Annotated in this window: 17 protein-coding genes; 10 read left to right on the top strand and 7 right to left on the bottom strand. The window is 44.2% G+C overall.

The window, feature by feature from the left end:
• Positions 1 to 28 precede the first annotated feature (28 nt).
• Positions 29 to 481 carry a CBS domain-containing protein gene (locus CA267_RS12150; protein ID WP_075607225.1) on the top strand — a complete coding sequence of 151 codons (453 nt, stop codon included), beginning with the start codon at positions 29 to 31 and terminating at the stop codon, positions 479 to 481.
• Between the two features lie 649 nt (positions 482 to 1130).
• Here the strand turns inward: CA267_RS12150 and CA267_RS12155 are convergent.
• From CA267_RS12155 to CA267_RS12175, 5 genes are all read right to left on the bottom strand, one after another.
• Positions 1131 to 1595, bottom strand: coding sequence for a diacylglycerol kinase (locus tag CA267_RS12155; protein WP_075607226.1), 465 nt, complete (start codon positions 1593 to 1595; stop codon positions 1131 to 1133).
• Entirely contained in the window at positions 1583 to 3190 is a 1608-nt protein-coding gene (locus CA267_RS12160; RefSeq protein WP_075607227.1) for a phosphoethanolamine transferase, read from the bottom strand. Before CA267_RS12160 ends, CA267_RS12155 begins: the two co-directional genes overlap by 13 nt.
• Positions 3191 to 3326: 136 nt before the next feature.
• Complete coding sequence (locus CA267_RS12165; RefSeq protein WP_075607228.1) at positions 3327 to 5045, bottom strand: ArnT family glycosyltransferase; 1719 nt, start codon at positions 5043 to 5045, stop codon at positions 3327 to 3329.
• On the bottom strand, positions 5029 to 5742 hold the full coding sequence (locus CA267_RS12170; RefSeq protein WP_075607229.1) for a TVP38/TMEM64 family protein: 714 nt from the start codon (positions 5740 to 5742) through the stop codon (positions 5029 to 5031). The genes CA267_RS12165 and CA267_RS12170 overlap by 17 nt, the downstream gene beginning before the upstream one ends.
• A complete protein-coding gene (locus tag CA267_RS12175) occupies positions 5743 to 6477 on the bottom strand; it encodes a glycosyltransferase family 2 protein (protein WP_075607230.1) in 735 nt (244 codons plus the stop codon).
• A gap of 182 nt (positions 6478 to 6659) precedes the next feature.
• Here CA267_RS12175 and CA267_RS12180 point away from each other — a divergent pair, with 182 nt between their 5' ends.
• Positions 6660 to 7349, top strand: coding sequence for a response regulator transcription factor (locus CA267_RS12180; RefSeq protein WP_075607231.1), 690 nt, complete (start codon positions 6660 to 6662; stop codon positions 7347 to 7349).
• A complete protein-coding gene (locus tag CA267_RS12185; RefSeq protein WP_075607232.1) occupies positions 7333 to 8754 on the top strand; it encodes a sensor histidine kinase in 1422 nt (473 codons plus the stop codon). The genes CA267_RS12180 and CA267_RS12185 overlap by 17 nt, the downstream gene beginning before the upstream one ends.
• A gap of 346 nt (positions 8755 to 9100) precedes the next feature.
• Here CA267_RS12185 and gorA read toward each other — a convergent pair whose 3' ends face one another.
• Both gorA and CA267_RS19155 read right to left on the bottom strand, forming a co-directional pair.
• Positions 9101 to 10453: a glutathione-disulfide reductase gene (gorA, locus tag CA267_RS12190; protein ID WP_075607233.1), complete on the bottom strand. Its 1353-nt coding sequence runs from the start codon at positions 10451 to 10453 to the stop codon at positions 9101 to 9103.
• 151 nt (positions 10454 to 10604) lie between these two features.
• Positions 10605 to 10733, bottom strand: a complete 129-nt coding sequence (locus CA267_RS19155; RefSeq protein WP_269748471.1) for a hypothetical protein — start codon at positions 10731 to 10733, stop codon at positions 10605 to 10607.
• A 207-nt stretch (positions 10734 to 10940) separates the two neighbouring features.
• Between CA267_RS19155 and prlC the strand changes: the two genes are divergently transcribed.
• The 7 genes from prlC (at position 10941) to CA267_RS12225 (ending at position 18765) form a co-directional block, all read left to right on the top strand.
• Complete coding sequence (prlC, locus tag CA267_RS12195; RefSeq protein WP_075607235.1) at positions 10941 to 12977, top strand: oligopeptidase A; 2037 nt, start codon at positions 10941 to 10943, stop codon at positions 12975 to 12977.
• Complete coding sequence (locus tag CA267_RS12200) at positions 12977 to 13663, top strand: DNA-3-methyladenine glycosylase I (protein WP_075607236.1); 687 nt, start codon at positions 12977 to 12979, stop codon at positions 13661 to 13663. Before prlC ends, CA267_RS12200 begins: the two co-directional genes overlap by 1 nt.
• A 112-nt stretch (positions 13664 to 13775) precedes the next feature.
• Positions 13776 to 14585, top strand: a complete 810-nt coding sequence (ubiE, locus tag CA267_RS12205; RefSeq protein WP_075607237.1) for a bifunctional demethylmenaquinone methyltransferase/2-methoxy-6-polyprenyl-1,4-benzoquinol methylase UbiE — start codon at positions 13776 to 13778, stop codon at positions 14583 to 14585.
• Positions 14585 to 15226 carry a ubiquinone biosynthesis accessory factor UbiJ gene (locus tag CA267_RS12210; protein ID WP_075607238.1) on the top strand — a complete coding sequence of 214 codons (642 nt, stop codon included), beginning with the start codon at positions 14585 to 14587 and terminating at the stop codon, positions 15224 to 15226. Before ubiE ends, CA267_RS12210 begins: the two co-directional genes overlap by 1 nt.
• Positions 15227 to 15228: 2 nt before the next feature.
• Positions 15229 to 16884: a ubiquinone biosynthesis regulatory protein kinase UbiB gene (ubiB, locus tag CA267_RS12215; protein ID WP_075607239.1), complete on the top strand. Its 1656-nt coding sequence runs from the start codon at positions 15229 to 15231 to the stop codon at positions 16882 to 16884.
• 453 nt (positions 16885 to 17337) lie between these two features.
• The gene (gene cspE, locus CA267_RS12220) at positions 17338 to 17547 is read left to right on the top strand and encodes a transcription antiterminator/RNA stability regulator CspE (protein WP_075607240.1); all 210 of its coding nucleotides are present in this window, start codon (positions 17338 to 17340) and stop codon (positions 17545 to 17547) included.
• A 555-nt stretch (positions 17548 to 18102) separates the two neighbouring features.
• On the top strand, positions 18103 to 18765 hold the full coding sequence (locus CA267_RS12225; protein ID WP_075607241.1) for a hypothetical protein: 663 nt from the start codon (positions 18103 to 18105) through the stop codon (positions 18763 to 18765).
• Positions 18766 to 19040 lie beyond the last annotated feature (275 nt).

The raw sequence follows: 19040 nt of genomic DNA on the forward strand, positions 1-19040 counted from the left end.
AAGTAACTTACTTGATTAGGAAAGGTATATGAAAATCGAATCGATTGTACAGACTGTTAACCACCATCTTAGCCCTGATAACAAAATGTCTGACGTGGCAAAATTGCTGGAACATGAAGGAAAAACTGCATTGCCTGTAATCAACCATGACGGCACCTTGCTTGGCCTGGTAACCAAACGGGAGATGGCAGAGGCAAGCGCAGGAGCTCCCGCCGGCGCCCCGGATCGAGGGATTGGCGAACTCGTAAAGCCCGTGGGAATTACCTGCTCTCTTAACGACGATATTGAGGACCTGGCCAGACAGGCCTCGAGCCAAAGCCAGACCCATGTGGCGGTGGTTGATGATCAGGGAGGTTTGGTAGGGATTGCAGATTTAAGCCCGTACCAGAAGGATGCAGGCGGCGTGCAGCATCGTGAAGAAGCTGTAGATGAGGCGCTGGAAGAAACTTTTCCTGCCAGTGACCCTATTTCTCCGCAGTAATCGTCGACGCTATATTTAGTGGCCAGTAACACTGGCCACTAAAATTAGGGGCAGATCCTGAGGTATCCTCAGAAAATTAGTAGCTAAACAAAAAGATGAAGCGCAATGGATACTGATGGCTTAGCCTGCCATCCGACATAAATTCACGCTTGATAGTGTGCAAAGCCTTGCTAACGGGAATGCCGCTTCAGCCCGTTATATCGGCTGAGAATTAACTTCAATGTAAGTGAAAAACATAACATTAGGCGCCTCGACAGGCTGCTCTCCAATCAAAATTTATTGCGGGAATAGCCATGGTGTATGGTGCAATTTGCACGGCTATGCCCATAATAAGAATTGATTGGTCACATCTATTTAGTAAATATTTTAGTATTTACTTAGAGTTTGGGAAATTTGTGGAAACTCATACTGCCTATAGTCTGGAAAATAAATTCCAGGCTTCATCAAGCACTATTTTGTAGAACTATTTTGGCAGTAAAAGGCTTAACTGTTTCCTCGAGCACCGTAGACTTTTGTTCTTCAAACGCTTGGGATATACCGCAATTATTTCCTCTAGAAAGCGGGCGTCTACTTTTCGCTACGCCAGAGAGACGTAATAGCTTCTTTCAGTGGTAAGCTTTGCCGCTTTAACATGAATGTCCAATGTGTATCATTTATCTCTATCTGAAGTTTCTTTTAATAAGTTGTACTCTTGAAATTCCTCAGAGCCTGTAGTGCTTACGATTATTGTCAGCCAAAGCACACTTGCGACTACCATTGCAAGTAAAACGCCTGCGGATCCAAGGTCTTTGGCAAGTCCTGATAAGGGGTGAACCTCCCTACCAATCCTGTCAATTGTCACTTCAAGTGCGGTGTTAATAATTTCTGCGAATAGCACGAAGAGTACAGACGATAACAGCAAAGCTTTTTCTAGCAAAGGTATGCGCCAGACGGATAGCACAATTAGCGAAGCGAACAATACGACCAATTCTTGTCTGAATGCCGCTTCATTCCGGACAACCCATAACAAAGCTTTCAATGAATTTTGCCATGCAAGAACAAGACGCTTCATACCTTTCGGTTTACAGGTGGGGTCAAAGGTTAATGCAGACGTTTTTTTGGTCATCTTTTGCATAGCTTAAACATATCCATTGTTGGTTGATAGGTCACGCTGCTGACATTGGTTAAGCCTATTAGCGTGTCATAAAGATTATCGTGAGAAAATGAGTTATGAGCCAGTTGGTCGATGCACGACTTGTATGCTCTGTCGGTAAACGTTGAGTCCCAATAAATCATTGGTATATGGGTTTGTTCTTTCGGCGCAAGATTATAAGGAAATCCATGTAAATACAGCCCTTTCTCTCCTAGCGACTCCCCATGATCAGACAGATACAGCATTGACGAATTGGGAACTGTCTTTAGCGCTTCTATGATATTGCCGAGTACATAGTCCGTGTAAGCGATTGTATTATCGTAAGTATTAATCAGCTCTTCTTCTTTACAATTTTGAATGTCGCTTCTTTGGCAATCGGGTGTAAATCTTGCGAATTTTTTCGGATACCGACGATAGTAGGTCGGTCCATGCGAACCAATCATATGCAGAACGATTAATTGATTTAAATTTGGTGGCTTGCTGAGAGATAAGCGCAGAAGGTTAACGAGAATTTCATCATAGCAAAAGTCGCCGTCGCATAGCGTCGGATCTCTTCCAGGATCAAATTCTATCGTTTCTATTCTGTTACACGCGCCTTTGCAGCTACTATTATTATCAATCCACGTGACTTTAGTGCCTGCCCGGTTGATGATATCCAGAACATTATCCTGACTTTCAGCAACCCTCGATTCGTATTGCTCTCTTCCCAGTCTAGAAAACATGCAGGGGACAGACACCGCAGTTGCCGTACCGCAAGACGTCACATTCGCAAAGCTTATCGCTCCTTTTTCAGTAATTTGGGGTGTAGTATTTCGTATGTATCCGTTAACTCCGAATTTATCCGCTCTGGCCGTTTCTCCCACCACCATAACAACCGTTTTAAAAGACGATTGGCTGCTCTCAATCAGGTAGGGTTTTTGATCTAATATTCTGTAAGGGAGCGGAGGATTAAAGTAGATGTTGCGCAAGTACTTGTAACCCGCATCATAAAATGCATAAGGAATTATCTGTTTTACTAAAGCCTTGTTGTTTCTTCCTACAGAAGCGTAATCTTTATAAAAAAGGACACCAATAACGGTCAGTCCTAATAAAGCAAGCAGGTTAACAAAGAGCATTTTTGCTAAGTGAGAAGTAAAGCAGTTCTGGATATCCTGATTAAGAATGGCAAATACAGGAACTAAGCCCAGTAAAAGAAGAAACAACAGAAAGCTCAAATTCAGATAAGAAAATGCCTCCCCCGAATTTGTCTCCATGACGTTCTGGATCATGCTGCTATCAAAAACCACTCCGTAAACCAGTGAGGCATAGAGTAATGGTGAACTAACCAGGAAAGTGATCGCTACCGTTAAGCGCGGGAACAAGAGCGCGCCAAAGAGGCTCAGGAATATGATGTTAATGAGTGTAAGTAGTAAAGGAACGGTCAGTAAGAAAATCCAATCCCAAAAGGTTAGTGGAGACACGCTTTCGTATGCTGCTGAAATAAAAGGATAATTAAATATGACCGTGATGAGTACCGATGTCAGAACGATGAACTGAGCTGAAGACGGCGTAAGATTGACTGAACGTTTTAATTGCAATGTAAGTTACCCTTAATACTACTTTATGCACAAGGTAACGTTCTAAACTTAGATTACCCTTAAGATTAACTTAGGGGTTGCTATGCCAGAGAAATATTAGAAATCAAAGTATTTCGTAGCGATTTATCTTCCTGTATCAGTGCGATCTGTACATGAAAGTCTCTATATCCTTATCCGGCAAAGGGCAAACGGCTTTCATCGCCTTTCCCGATAGCAGCACCCAGTTTGTTCGGTGTGCGTATCCGACCTGAATTACCTTGCTCTGATCGAAACATATGTCTGTGAGATGACTTTCATCAATAAGCACGTATCGGTCGGTGCTTACATCTTTCAACCACGCATAGGCTGCGCGAATCTGACTATCACTTGCGGTGTGATAGCCAAAATGAACCACTGGGTACGGTGAAAATAAAACAAATTGTTCCGAGAAATCTACCAGCGCAATGGTTGCTTCCTGCTCTCCGACAACAGCGTCAATCTTCTGGAAGATAGTTTTAGGTGTTTTTATCTCGTTGAGAAGAGTATATCCCCAGATACTATAACCTCCCCAAAGCATAGATATAAATAGTGGCCAGACTAGCCAGCGTCGCTGTCGAATTGTAAAAGTGGTAATGATGACTCCGAGCATGCCGATGGTGAAAAACAACAGCCATGGAGAGATAGTGAATTTATTGCCAAGCTTCATTGCAAAATCGGCTTTAGCAATACCCGCCACGCCGAGAAAAAGCAGTGCAGAAGATAAAATAAATACTAAGCTCCACAGCAGCCATGTAAAGTGGCGTCTGCGAGCTAATGTGATGAAATAAGGAGCGCAAATGAGTGCCAGCATGGGTAACGCAGGAAACACATACACTCCGCGTTTCCCTGGACTGAGGCTGAAAAAAAACACCAGTAAGACAATCCATGCCAATGGGAGAATGATTCGCCCGTCCCTTTCCTTTATAGCTCTGTACCAGTACGGAATTAGCCAGGGTAACGCCAGACTAACTGGTAGCCAAAATACAGGGATCACTTCAACGATGTAGTACCAGAATGGTTTGATATGGTGCCATGAATCGGCATATCGGGTAACGGTCTGTTTAAATAGGATATTGTCGCGATAGTGAATAAGTGCCACATCCTGACTGTAATGAACCATCAGAAGCATGGGTAAAAACCATAAAGCAATAGCGACAAGCATAATAATCGGTCCAGCCAGCCAGCGAACTACGACGTAACTTTCCTTTTCCTGATTACCGGTTTGAAGGTGTATTTTTTGATAGAAATAATAAGGGATCAGCATAAATACGGGAAGAAACCCAACGCCTTTAGTGATAACGCCAATCCCCATAAAGAAAAATGCCAGATAATACCAGCACCAACGTCGCTCAAGTAAAAGAAACCGTAATAATCCGTAGCAACTGATGGTAATCCAGCAGGTAACCATAGCATCAATTTGTGCAGACTTAGCCTGTAGCAAAAATTGCAAGCAAAACAGTAGCGTGGCAGTTGCGACTAGTGCTTCCTTTCGCCCCCAAAACCTCTTGCCCAGATCGTAAACTAGAAACAAAGTTAGTAAAGCGCTTAATGCGGATGGCAACAAGAAAGCCATTTTTATTGAGCCTGTCAAAACGAAGAAGAAGGCGATTGCCCACATAAAAACCGGAGGTTTGTCCGGGTAATATTCTCCAGCCCTTGTCGGAAAGAACCAATTACCCGTTTCTACCATCTCTTTTGCAATTTGTGCAAAGCGGGGTTCGTCTGCAGGCCATGGATCACGAAGTCCCAACCCTAAAAAAATAAGCCCAATAGCAAGAGTAAAAAGCGATATTGTATAGACGTCATACAGCTGCTTTTTATTATCGAATATATTCATTAGATTTGTGCTTTGATAAATGGCTCCGTGAACATTCCAGTTGGCAGTTGTTTGTAGATTGATCTCGATATTTCTTCACAAGGTATCCACTCAATGCGCCAGACAGAGTAAACAGTAATGTACTAATGATGATTTTTATTTCGGAGTTAATCATTATTCCTTTTCCCATCAGCGCAAAGACGGCCATTTGAGGGGTAAAGCCGATGGCTGAGCCACTAATAAAGGGGATGGGTCTAATTCTGGAGACACCGGCTATAAGGTTGGTAAGCAAGTTATTCCCTAAAGGAAGTAAACGAACAATAATGGATTTTATAAATGGTTCGGAATTTAGAAACTTGTCCAATATTATTATCTTAGGATTAAAGTAACGGGTGACGAGAGGTCTGGCAAAGTATCGGGAGATGAAAAACACCGTTCCACAGCTTACAGTGACCGCTAAAGTAGAATAGAGAAGTCCCTCAGCAAAGCCGAAAGTGTATCCACCTATAAATGCTGACAGTTGTCTGGGAAAGCCTAGCGACACGAGCAGCACGGAGAGTAATATAAAATTTAATATTCCGTTCATACTGTTATTTCGCGTATAGCTGTCTACCCACTTTTGATTAAATGAATCAAAAGAGGGTAGTAACGAAACGATCTGACTGATGAGCAAAATACACACCATCAGAATGAGCAGCTGAATTATTGTTTTTTTCATTTAGCGTAAGTTTTCGTTATCTGGAATGGCGGTAATACGTTTGTTCCGTTTTTGCAGCCATAGAACACCGGCCATATCAACAAGCCCTACACCCAGTCGCCCCAACATATTGTACTTCGACTTCCCAAATTGCCGTTCCCGATGATTAACGCTGACAACTTTTATCAATCCACCCTGGCGTCTTATTAGCGCGGGCAAGAAACGGTGCATATGGTCGAAGTAAGGCAATGACAAAAATGTGGTTCTCGGAAAGACTTTTAATCCGCATCCGGTATCGGGGGTATCGTCGCCAAGGATTCTGCTTCTTACTGCATTTGCCAGTTTTGATTGCAGACATTTCCAAGTGGTGTCTTTTCTATTTTTTCGGTAGCCAGCAACACAGAAATTACTTCCTACGGGAAGTTGGTATGCTTCTGCAAGCAGTGACGGAATATCCGCTGGATCGTTTTGTCCATCAGCATCAAGGGTTACAATAAGTTCGCCTTTTGCGTAACTCACGCCGGTCCAGATCGCGCCACTTTGGCCTACAGAACATCTATGTTTTAGCACTTTGAGACGTTGATAGCCGTTTGCATGAAGATAAAGCAATTTTTGATACGTATTATCAGTGCTTCCATCGTCGACGTAGATAATCTCATAACTAGAGTCATCGTCAAAAGTGCGATAAATTTCATCGACAAGAGGCTTTAAATTTCCTTCCTCATTTTTTGCAGGTATTACAACCGAAATTTTCACTTAACCCCCGACTGTCTAATGAATATTCAATTTCAACGTAAACGGACAATTGGACAGTACCAAACGAAACTTAAGATTAACTGATGGTGAATGGCTTTTTTACGTCAAAAAGTATCACCCACAGTAAATCTTAAGAAACCAGGGGTATACTCATTCATATAGTATTTGCCTGGCCTTATGAAATGAGAATATTGTTTATAGAAGACTCTACCTCGCTGAGAAACAGTCTCAGTCTCGGTCTTGAGAAGCTGGGTTATTCGGTAGACGTGTCGGCTGATGGAGCTGAAGGACTTAGTATGGCCTTGATGGGAAGCTATGACATTTTGATCCTGGACATGATGCTGCCGGAAATCGACGGCATGACTATATTAAAGTCACTAAGAAAGAAAAATGTAGATGTAAGAGTGCTTATTCTTTCTGCGCGCTCTGATGCAGACGATAAAGTCAGCGGCATTTTATCGGGGGCAGATGATTATCTTACCAAGCCTTTTTCTTTTGATGAGTTGTGTGCACGTTTGGTCAGTTTGATGAGACGAGGAGCGGCCACATATACCGATGATAAAGTGGTAATTGGCGATTTTACTCTGGACGTGCAATCGAAAAACTTAGCCTTTCAAGGCAGTCCTATCGATCTTACTCCTAATGAATATAAGGTTACGGAGTGCATGTTTTTGAATCGCGGCAAAGTGGTGTCATCGGAAAAGCTCAGCGAGTTCATTTCTGGCAGTTACGATTACGTGTCGAAAAACGCTATTGAAGCACACCTGTCCTCAGCCAGAAAAAAAGTTAGAAAATTCGGTGCAACTTTGCCGATCAAGAGCAAACGAGGCTTTGGTTACGTGATAGTGGAGTCAGATGAAATCGATTCGTAAAACCCTTACCCGAAGACTTTCTATCATCATATCGCTGTTAGTTATAACAGTGCTATTAGGTGCTGATATTGGGGTAGATAATTGGGTAGAGAGCGAATTCAACCATGCTATGAAAGCTAAGGTCGGCGTGCTGCAAACGTTGGCTTCTCAAAACAATGACAGAGTTGAATTTGAATCTGCCGGAGAATATTTGCCTGAATTTAAAGGGACGACTTCGCCAGAGTATTTCCAGCTTTGGAATAACGAGCATGTATTCGAAAAATCGGAGACGTTAAACCTGCATTCAGCCAAAGATTTTCCCTATAAGTCTGTTGAACTAAATAAATTTCTTATTGAAGAGATAACGTTGCCGGATGGGCGTACAGGACGAATTATCTATTCGAGGTTTATCCCTCAGACTGCACCTCAAAACATCCAGGCTTCTTACCAAAGCAATAGCAACATAGAAAATCATACAATGTTAATTGCCTATGCGACTTCTACAGAGAGTTTGAATTTCACTCTATGGTTCATCGATGCCGCGTTCGTTTTAACGCTTATCTTCGTGCCTCTGGCAGTGAGATTTGCTGTTAAAAATACCGTGTCGTATGCATTGGCTCCTTTGGATGCGTTGAATAACAGAATAAAAGATTCACGCTTTAGTGAGACTCAAACACGTGTGGTTTTCGAGAACGAGGTTGAAGAGCTTGCTCCTATCACGGAAAGTCTCAATCACTTCATTGAAGAAAACTACGCACTATATGTCAGAGAAAAAAGGCTGACATCTGATATAGCACATGAACTTAAAACACCGGTTACAGAATTAATCAATATGACAGAAGTTGCTCTCAGGTTCCCAGGAGAGGAAAGGCTTGAGAAAGATTTCAAGCCGAATGTTCTTGAGATTGGTACGAGAATGAAAAACATCATATCGGGGCTGATGACGATTCAAAAATATGCATACCAAAAAATAGATCAGAATGAGGAAATCAACTTACAAACTTTGTTAGGTAAAGTCGTCAGTGCTAAGCAGTACACCCGAATTGTCATCGTTAAAGGTGGGAGTCAGGCTCCAATAGTAAGAAGTAATCTATTCGCGGTAGAGTCAATTATCAGTAATTTACTTAATAATGCTGTTCAGCATAGTAAAGGTGATAACGAAATAAATGTGTATATAGGCAGCACTAAGCTTGGTGAAGCTCAACTTCGAGTACGCAATGTCGTTAAAGCTAATGTACAGGAAAGCGATATTAGCCACATGTTTGAGCCGCTATGGCAAAAAGACAGTGCGAGAAGTTCGCAAGACAACTTTGGACTTGGCCTGTCAATTGTCAGAACCCTTGCTAACGCGATTTCGGCCAATGTATCGGCTGCCCTTCATGAGGATAGAATAGAATTTGTGGTTACATTTGCGAATCAAGCTTGAAGTGCCATAGTGCACGACAATGCCACCAATGTCAGCGCATTTGATGAGGCGTGTCTGACGTATGTAGAGAAAAACAGTAGAATATCGAATCAGCCTCTCTCGCACTGGTCAATAAACAATCATTCCTGATCTGTATGTTGGTCTGAGAAACGTTACTGAAATAGCTATAAACCTGTGGCTAATATTATTTGACCACTTGTATTGCTTTGAATTTGATGGGTAGATCAAAGGCAATTCAATTGCTGATGATTCGACAACATAAACCATTTAAGACCCCCACTAAAAATGACTTTTTTAACGAGGGTAGTGCATTTTTCGGACTATAAAAATCTACAGCTAGTTTTTTCTAGCCTGTCATAGTAACAAACTCTTCTGCGCTGGTTGGGTGAATCGCAACGCAAGCATCAAAATCGGCTTTAGTTGCTCCCATTTTTACCGCAACGGCAAAGCCTTGCAGAATCTCATCCATTCCATGGCCGATGCCGTGTAACCCCACAACTTTTTCTTCCTTGCCCACACAAACCAGCTTCATTCGGGTGACCTGACGATGGCGAGTGACCGCGGTGTACATGGCCGAAAACGAGGTTGCATAAACTTTGATATTGTCGTCGCCATACTGAGATTTGGCTTCAGATTCCGTGAGACCTATTGTTCCAATTGGTGGGTGACTAAATACAACAGTGGGAATGAGTGAGTAATCCAGATGCGCTTTATCCTGCCCGTTAAACAGGCGCTCGCTAAGAAGCCTTCCCGCTTTAATTGCAACCGGAGTGAGTTCTACATGTCCGGTAACATCGCCAAGCGCATAAACGCCATCTACCGAAGTATTTTGATATGAATCGACTTTTATGTAATCTTTTTCCTGCAGCGTAATATCAGTATTTTCTAAGCCGATATTGTGGGTTGAAGGAGTGCGGCCAATCGCCCATATTAAACAGTCGGTCTTTAACAATTCACCGGTTGAAAAGTGAACATGTAGCTCGCCATCGTCCTGCTTTTCAACTTTTTCCACCTCGGTATGTTTGTGTAAAGTAGGGCCTTCACTATCAATTAGTTCAACCAAGGTTTCAACAATAATTGGGTCGAAATGGCGAAGCGGAGCATGCTGGCGCACCGCAAGGTGCGTGTCGGTGCCTAGGCTGTGTAAAAGGCCAGCCAGTTCTACAGCAATATAACCCGCGCCGACCACTAAAGCCCGTTTGGGCTGAGTTCGCAGAGCAAAGAAACCATCGGAATCAATTCCATATTCAGCTCCAGGTACATCAGGGAGACGAGGCCGGCCGCCAGTAGCAATGGTAATATGTTCAGCAGTGTAGGTGTCACCATTGACTTCAACGGTATGATTATCAACAAACCTGGCAAAGCCTTTCACCCAAGTGATGTCATTGGTGGCCAGAATTCGATCGTAGGAGGCATGTACCCGTTCAATGTAGGCTTGGCGATTAGCTACAAGTATTTCCCAGCTAAAATGATTAACCGTGACATCGAAACCGTACTCGGGGCTATATTTGTGGATCGCTTCGGCTACTGTAGCGCCAAACCACATTGCCTTTTTAGGTACACAACCCACATTTACGCATGTGCCACCAATTTCGCCACCTTCAATAAGGGCGACTTTTTTACCGTGTTTTGCAGCACGATTTGCTGAGGCAATGCCGCCACTACCGCCGCCGATGCAAATATAATCAAATTTTTTCATATTAAATTCGGTTTCCTTTGAAGGTCATCATTTTTACATGAATAAGAAGCGCTTTCAAAAGTGAACAGGCAGAGCCTGTTTTACCCTCCCTTTTGATAAATTTTTACAAGTCGCTAATTACCTCGACCATATCACGTCGTTACCGTGGGCGTTAGAAAATACCCAAGGTAAGTTCCCCCATAATTATTGAACAATAGGTGAATACTTCTTTGCCAGAACTTCTGGGGCAGAAATGCTCCAGCAGAGCCATCATGGATGATTTTACGGCGCTTCGGGCCATAGATTTTCCCTTATTTCTACTGTCGGTGATTTTTTACTCACTCAAGCTTTCGACCTCAGTAATAACTCGCCGCTTTCATTGTTATCAAACGGTAATTTTATCCGTAAAGGACGTCAATAAACGTACTTATACTAAACCACCACTCTTGTTTTTGGGTAAGCTTATCCTTACATTCAACTTCAAGTACACAGTTAAAGTGAGAAACGAATGACCACACCAGCAATTGAGATTGTAGACGGACTCCCTATTTTTTCCGGTATCACGCCTGACCAAATTAAACCGGCGATAGAGAAAGCAATAGCTCATTGCAAAGATACTATTGAAGATGTTGTGGTATCAAAAGATCATAGTTTCGCTAATGTGGTTGCGCGTATAGAAGATGCTGACGATAGACTGGGGAAGATGTGGTCTCCGGTCTCCCATATGAATTCAGTGGTCAGCAGTGATGCTTTACGGGAAGCACATGATGAGTGTCTGCCTTTGTTATCAGAATATGGCACTTGGGTCGGGCAGCACGAAGGGCTTTATAATGCTTATCTTCAGCTCAGTCAGAGCGATGAATTTGCACATGTGGAAGAGCAGCACCAGAAGCTGGTGGAAAACACTATTCGCGACTTTACCCTCTCGGGTGTGGCTTTATCTGCAGAAAAGAAAAAGCGTTACGCTGAAATTCAGGCGCGGCTGAGCGAGCTCTCTTCCACCTTCAGCAATAACGTAATGGACGCTACCATGGGCTGGAGCAAACACATCACCGACAAGGAAATGCTCAGCGGTATGCCTGAATCTGCCTTAGATGCAGCGGCCCAGGCTGCACATCAGCAAGACTTACAAGGCTGGCTTTTTACGCTGGATATTCCGTCCTATCTGCCCGTAATGCTCTACGCTGATAATCGCGAATTGCGAGAGGAAATGTACCGCGCCTACGCGACACGCGCGTCGGAACAGGGGCCAAACGCTGGGAAATGGGATAACACAGCGGTAATCCAGGAAACGCTGGCGCTACGCGGCGAGCTGGCGAAATTACTCGGCTTTAATAATTATGCTGAACGTTCTATTGCCACGAAAATGGCCGGTTCCACTGAGCAAGTGGTGAGCTTCTTAAAAGATCTGGCCGAACGCTCACGCCCGCAGGCTCAAAAAGAACTGGAAGAGCTGAAAATTTACGCCAGTGAGCGTCACAACGTCACCGCTATGGAAGCGTGGGATATTCCTTACTACAGTGAAAAGTTAAAGCAGGAAAGATTCACGATTTCCGATGAAATGTTGCGCCCCTATTTTCCAGAAAATAAGGTATTGTCCGGACTTTTTGAAGTAGTGCACCGTTTGTACGGATTAAAAATTATAGAGCAGCCGGGTATTGATAGCTGGCATAAAGATGTACGCTATTTCACTATCACCGATGCCGCTGATGAGTTGCGCGGGAGTTTTTATCTTGATCTATATGCGCGTGCCAAAAAGCGTGGTGGGGCATGGATGGACGAATGTCGTGTTCGTCGGCAGTTACCTGATGGCGGACTTCAATTACCGGTAGCTTACCTGACGTGCAACTTTAACGCGCCAGTCGGCGACAAGCCGGCGTTGTTTACTCACGACGAAGTATTAACGCTGTTCCATGAATTTGGCCACGGTATCCATCACATGTTAACAAAAATGTCTGTGGCTGGCGTATCGGGGATCAATGGCGTGCCATGGGATGCGGTAGAACTGCCAAGCCAGTTTTTAGAAAACTGGTGCTGGGAAGAAGAAGCTTTAAGTTTTATTTCCGGCCATTATAAAACCGAAGATACGCTACCCGATGAATTGTTGGATAAGATGCTGGCCGCAAGAGATTTTCAGGCCGCCATGCAGATGGTAAGGCAACTGGAATTTAGTTTATTTGATTTTCTGTTGCATCAGCAAGACGGCGAAAATGTTGACGTACAGAAGGTTCTGGATAACGTGCGGGAAGAGGTAGCGGTGATCATTCCGCCGGAATTCAATCGTTTCCAGAATAGTTTTGGTCATATTTTCGCTGGCGGCTACGCTGCCGGTTACTATAGCTATAAGTGGGCAGAAGTGTTGTCTGCCGATGCGTTTAGTAAATTCGAAGAAGACGGCATCTTTAATCGTGAAACCGGTACCGCGTTTATGGAGAATATTCTGGAAATGGGCGGTAGCCGCGACCCTATGGAATTATTTATCGCATTTCGGGGACGCGAGCCACAGGTGGATGCGTTGCTTCGCCATAGCGGGATCCATCAATAATGGCAGAAGCTTTCAGCACGATTTATCAGCGTGCTTGCGAGCGTAAGGGGGGAAGCGAGGCACTGGAAGCGATGCTTTCCACACCGTTGCCTGACGAAGCGGTCGCCAATATTCCTAACGACCGGTTTTTAGCTGCTATGACTAAACAGGTATTTCAGTCAGGCTTTGTTTGGCGAGTTATAGAACAAAAGTGGCCTAACTTCGAGGCCGCTTTTTTCAATTTTGATATTGAAAAAGTGCTGTTGATGCCGGACGAAATGCTTGAGCAAAAAGCCTCCGATAAACGTATTGTCCGTAACTATAAAAAAGTGATGACGGTGCGCGAAAATGCGCTCATGATAAAAGATGTTGCAATGAAGTATGGCAGCTTCGGCGCGTTTGTGGCGCAGTTTGAAGCAGAGCGTGTTACTGAACTCTGGCAATATTTAAAACGCCATGGCGCCAGACTAGGTGGCAACTCCGGCCCATATATGTTGCGTGCATTAGGTGTTGATACTTTTTTGCTTACGGCAGATGTGGAAGATTATCTGCGTAAGCATGACGTTTTTGACGGGGGCGTGTCCAGCAAGCGTAGTTTAGCAGCAATAAATGCTCAGTTCGTTTCGTGGCAACAGGAAAGCGGCAGATCGCTGACGCAAATTGGCCAGATTATTTCCTATAGCTGGGGAGCCAACCGGCGCCGCTGATTCAGCAGCGACAGGTTTATAATTCCAGGTTCAGGCGGTAAAGCACTGTTGCTAGCCGCCTTATTTCGTTACACTTCTGATATTGAGATAGCAAATAAATGGCAGGACAGTCATGAGCGACAATCTGGTTCCTAATCAAGCCGCAGACCATGCTAAGACAGCTACGCCTGAACTGGCAGAGAGTGAACAAACCCATTTCGGCTTTTCCCAAGTGCAAAAATCGCAGAAGGCTTCGCTGGTTGCTAACGTTTTTGATTCTGTGGCGGCTAAATATGATGTGATGAATGACCTGATGTCGATGGGCGTCCACCGACTCTGGAAACGCTACACTATCGATAGTTCGGGCGTGCGAGCGGGCCATAAAGTATTGGATCTGGCGGGCGGTACCGGCGATCTGACAGCTAAATTTTCTCGTTTGGTCGGACCCACTGGCTCAGTGACCCTAGCCGATATCAATCTTTCTATGCTGAAAGTGGGGCGCGATAAGTTGCGCGACAAAGGATTGGTAGAAAACATTGATTATGTGCAGGCTGATGCTGAAGCACTCCCTTTCCCTGATAATCATTTTGATGTTGTCACCATGGCGTTTGGATTACGGAATGTCACTGAAAAACAAAATGCATTGAATTCCATTTATCGAGTGCTCAAGCCAGGCGGGCGTCTTTTAGTCTTAGAATTTTCCAAGCCGCAGTCTGAGCACTTAAGTAAAGCCTATGATTTATATTCTTTTCACATTTTGCCGCGAATGGGACAACTGGTGGCAAATGATGCGCAAAGCTATAAATATTTAGCGGAAAGTATTCGCATGCATCCCGATCAGGAAACCCTCAAAGAGATGTTTGAACAAGCAGGGTTTGAACAATGCACTTACCACAATATGACCGGCGGTATTGTGGCACTGCATCGCGGATTCAAATTTTAATGCCTGCATCGGCGCTTATTACCGCTGCTATCGAGTTCAGCATAAATCAGCTTCTATCTTTTGATCCTGATAGCAAACCTCGTTTGGCTGCGTTAAACGGAAAACAGCTTACCGTATTTGTTGATGTATTACCCTGGGCGCTTACGTTAGCGTTTTCCCGTAAGGTCGATGTACTGGTAGAAACCCGCAGCTACGAAAGTTGTGTTGCTAACTTGTCACCTGCACAATGCTGTATTCAAACGCGTCTTGAGGCCCTGAATGAACTGACTCAACCCGCTAAACTGACGGGGCTGATTCAGCAAGGTAAGTTGTCTGTGGAAGGCGACTTATCTATTGCGCAGCACGTTAGTGCTTTATTTCAGCAACTGGACATTGACTGGGAAGAGCAACTGGCTGCTTACACCGGCGATGTTTTTGCCAATCAAGCATTCGCAACTATCAATCATTTTAAATCTTCCGTTACGCAGTGGCTGAGTCGTGCTCAAGACACAGTGGGAAATGCCATTGTGGAAGAAAAGAATCTGGCTGCACATCGTTTGGCGGTAGTGCATTTTTCTGATGAAGTCGACGCTCTGAGAGATGACGTAGAGCGGGCGGAAGCCAGGATACGCCGCTTAGAAGAGCAATATAAACAGAGTTAATCATGCGCATTGTCAGGCTGTATCAGATAAATAAAGTGTTGCTACAGCACGGGTTGGATGAGCTCGTTCCCGACCGGTGGCTACCCTGGTCCGCGCGTTTTATGCGTAAAACAATTTTCTGGATCCAGAACAAACACAAAAATAAAGCTGCGGGTGAGCGGATTACACTGGCGCTACAGTCACTTGGGCCGGTATTTATCAAATTCGGACAGATGCTGTCGACCCGCCGCGACTTGCTTCCGCCTGAAATTGCCAATGAACTGGCGAAACTTCAGGATAAAGTCGCCCCGTTTCCCAGTGAGCAGGCTCAGCAGATTATCAAACAATCCTTGGGGTTAACTGAGCTTAGCGAACTGTTCAGCGAGTTTCATCCTGAACCTTTAGCCAGCGCTTCTATTGCGCAGGTTCATGCGGCTCGCCTTCATCAAGGCGATCAGGATGTTGTGGTAAAAGTTCTGCGGCCGGATATTCGCAAAACCATTGATGCAGATATGGAATTGCTCTTTACACTGGCTACCTTACTGCACAAATGGTTGCCGGATGGTAAACGCTTACGACCCGTTGAAGTCGTTATCGAATATCAGCGAACCCTCGTCGACGAACTGGATCTAATGCGGGAGTCCGCCAATGGGATGCAGTTAAAACGAAATTTCGAAGGCTCTGAAGCGCTGTATATTCCACAGATTTATAGCGATTATTGCCGCCACAATGTCATGATTATGGAACGCATATATGGCATTCCTATTAGTAACATTGATGCACTAATGGCCCAAAATACCAACATGAAAACGTTGGCGGAAAGAGGGGTTGAAGTTTTCTTTACTCAAGTTTTCCGCGACAGCTTTTTTCATGCTGATATGCATCCTGGCAATATTTTCGTTTCCACTGAACACCCTGACAATCCGCAGTATATTGCCATTGACTTTGGTATTGTCGGCACATTAAACAAAGAAGATAAGCGCTATTTGGCAGAAAATTTTATTGCTTTTTTCAATCGCGATTATCGCAAAGTGGCTCAGCTTCACGCCGATTCCGGATGGGTGCCCGGCGATACCAATATAGACGATTTTGAAATGGCTATTCGAACTGTTTGCGAACCCATATTTCAAAAGCCACTGGCAGAAATCTCTTTTGGAAACGTTTTGCTTCAGCTGTTTAACACTGCGCGTCGATTCAATATGGTAGTGCAGCCACAATTAGTATTGCTGCAAAAAACCTTACTTTACATTGAAGGGCTCGGACGTCTTCTTTATCCTCAGCTTGATTTATGGCAAACCGCTAAACCCTTCCTTGAAAAATGGATGGATGAGCAAATTGGCGTACGCGCGATGGTTGGAAAAATTCGCCAAAATCTACCATTTTGGTCAGAGAAGCTTCCGGATATGCCTGACTTGTTGCACGATGGCTTGCAGCAGGTAAAACGCATGCCTTTACAGCATTTGGTCGCACATCAGCAGATGGTAGAGCTGCAAAGTCAGGGTATGAAAGCCACGCATTACGGTATTGTGGGCGCTACATTTATTCTTTTAGCTGCGATTCTGCCGCTTTATCAGATGCATTGGGCTTTTCCCGCAACAAGCGGCATTATCGGTTTAGGATGCTGGATTTCATCGTGGCGAAAAAGTCACAGTTCAGGATTGCAGGAAAAAGTGTTCTAACCCTCTAATACTAATCCGCCTCTGTCTGCCTTGGGGCGCGGCCAGCAAGGCGCGGCTTTTTCAGCTTTTGGTCTGCGCCAGTTGCGTTCGATTTAGCCCCGCTAAACCTTTACTAAAGTGGCGTGGCAAAAGTTGAAAATTCTTGCGCTGAGCGAGCACACATTAAGACGGATTAGTATAATCCAAAGATGAAGTTTTTATTATTTTTGGTCAGATCTGCTTCATTTTAGTTTCTATTTTTTTAATTACTGTTATAGTGGGTGAGGCTTTCGAGCCAACAGGTCTTTAAATAGACGTGATTTTTGTGTTTCTACCTTGATGTTAAACTGCTCAAGTTACTCCCGTGATTTGCTGTAAGTCGTTTGCCCATTCCAAGTAAGATCCAAGATCGTTCTACTTAAAGCCAAAGCAAGGCGCTGATTGCGCAATTTTTATGTGATATTTGAGGTCTACATGTCTAAAGTTACAGGCACCGTTAAATGGTTTAACGCTGATAAAGGTTATGGTTTTCTGACTCAGGATAGCGGCGACAAAGATGTATTTGTACATTTTCGCGCAATCGTTTCTGAGGGCTACAAATCGTTGAACGAAGGTCAACGTGTTGAATTTGAAGTTGAGCAAGGTCAGAAAGGTCTGCAAGCGGCAAACGTACACGCACTTTAATAACGTATTAAAGTCGAAAAAGGCAACCATGTGGTTGCCTTTTTTATTTCGTGCGCCGGGCGCGGCTTTTCAACTTTTGAGCTGCGGCAATTGCTTTCGATTTAGCCCCACTACCCCTTCACAAACCTGGCATGTCAAAAGTTGATAAATTCCCGCGCTAAGTGCACGTTAGTTTAAGTAATGATTTCTCTGATCACTTATCTTCGCAGATCGGTATAAGTTGTTCTTGCCATGAATCCGCAGTTAGAAAAATTTTAATCATGCGGAGCGCAGAGCGAGAGCATGAGTGAGTAAAACCCATCGACGTAGAAATAAATATCCACTTGTTATTCAATACCTATTCCTGATCTTACCTTAATGCGGACAGGTATTATTTTGCAGGACCAGTTCAGGCTTGTTATCTGCCTCATTATAAATAAAGCTTTTAGTAATAGGGCAGGTAGTTACAAAATGTAACGTCTTCATAGAGCGGTATTTTTCTACACTTGGGGAAGGTATGATACCTGTATGTGGGAAAGCTAGCAGGTCAAACTCCCCAACAATAGGAGCAGGTTTATGATCCGATATTTATCACGTTTTATGGTGGCGTTTTTTATTCTGTTATTGTCAATGCCTACACACGCACAAGATACGCTTGTTGCTACGCTTTTCGGCGAGGACATTCGATTATCGGATATCAGCCCCAGCGATGCCCAGCTTAACGAAATGGCTAAGATGAATTCAGCCAGTAAAGATATGGCACTTGCCCAGTTTCGTCACGGCCGCTTAGCTGAAACCATTCTTAAAAAGATAACTGAAGACTACGCGAGTAAACAGAATTTAGAGATAGATAGTGAATTAGTAGAAAAGTTTAAAGAGAAGTTTGGACCGGAGTTAGCAGCGTCCCGAAAAGAGTCTGACGAGAGAAAGGAGAATGTTGGGGAAAAGGTTCCGCAAAAATCTATTGATGACATTGCCACAGAGCAGGTTCGTCACTGGCAGGTAAATAAAGCATTATACGAAAACTTCGGCGGCACCGTTATTTTCCAACAAAGCGACCCTCAATTTCCCGTACAAGCCTATGAAACCTTATTAAAGCGCTATCAGAAGGAAGGCAAATTCGAAATTCTTAATGACCGATACAGTGCTGTGTTTTGGGAAGCTTTCGAACCGCCATTTTCCTTTCAACTGAGTGCAGATCAAGTCGATTTTTCAGACCCTTGGTGGCTGACTGAATGATGGTTCGGCCTAATTCTGAGGATAAGTGCGGGTAGGCTACACCTTCCGCTATCTCCCTTTGGGCGCGGCCGGCTAGGCGCGGCCAGCAAGGTGCGGCCAGCAAGGCGCGGTTTTTTTCCGCTTTTGAGCTGCGCCAATTGCATTCGATTTAGCCCCACTAAACCTTCACGAAATTGGCTTATCAGAAGTCGAAAATTCTCGCGCTGAGCGAGCACGCACTAATGCAGATTATTATTAAGCTCTGCGGTCGCTAGCCCGTAGCTGAGCATTTAGGT

It is taken from the genome of Alteromonas pelagimontana (assembly GCF_002499975.2).
Lineage (GTDB): Bacteria > Pseudomonadota > Gammaproteobacteria > Enterobacterales > Alteromonadaceae > Alteromonas > Alteromonas pelagimontana.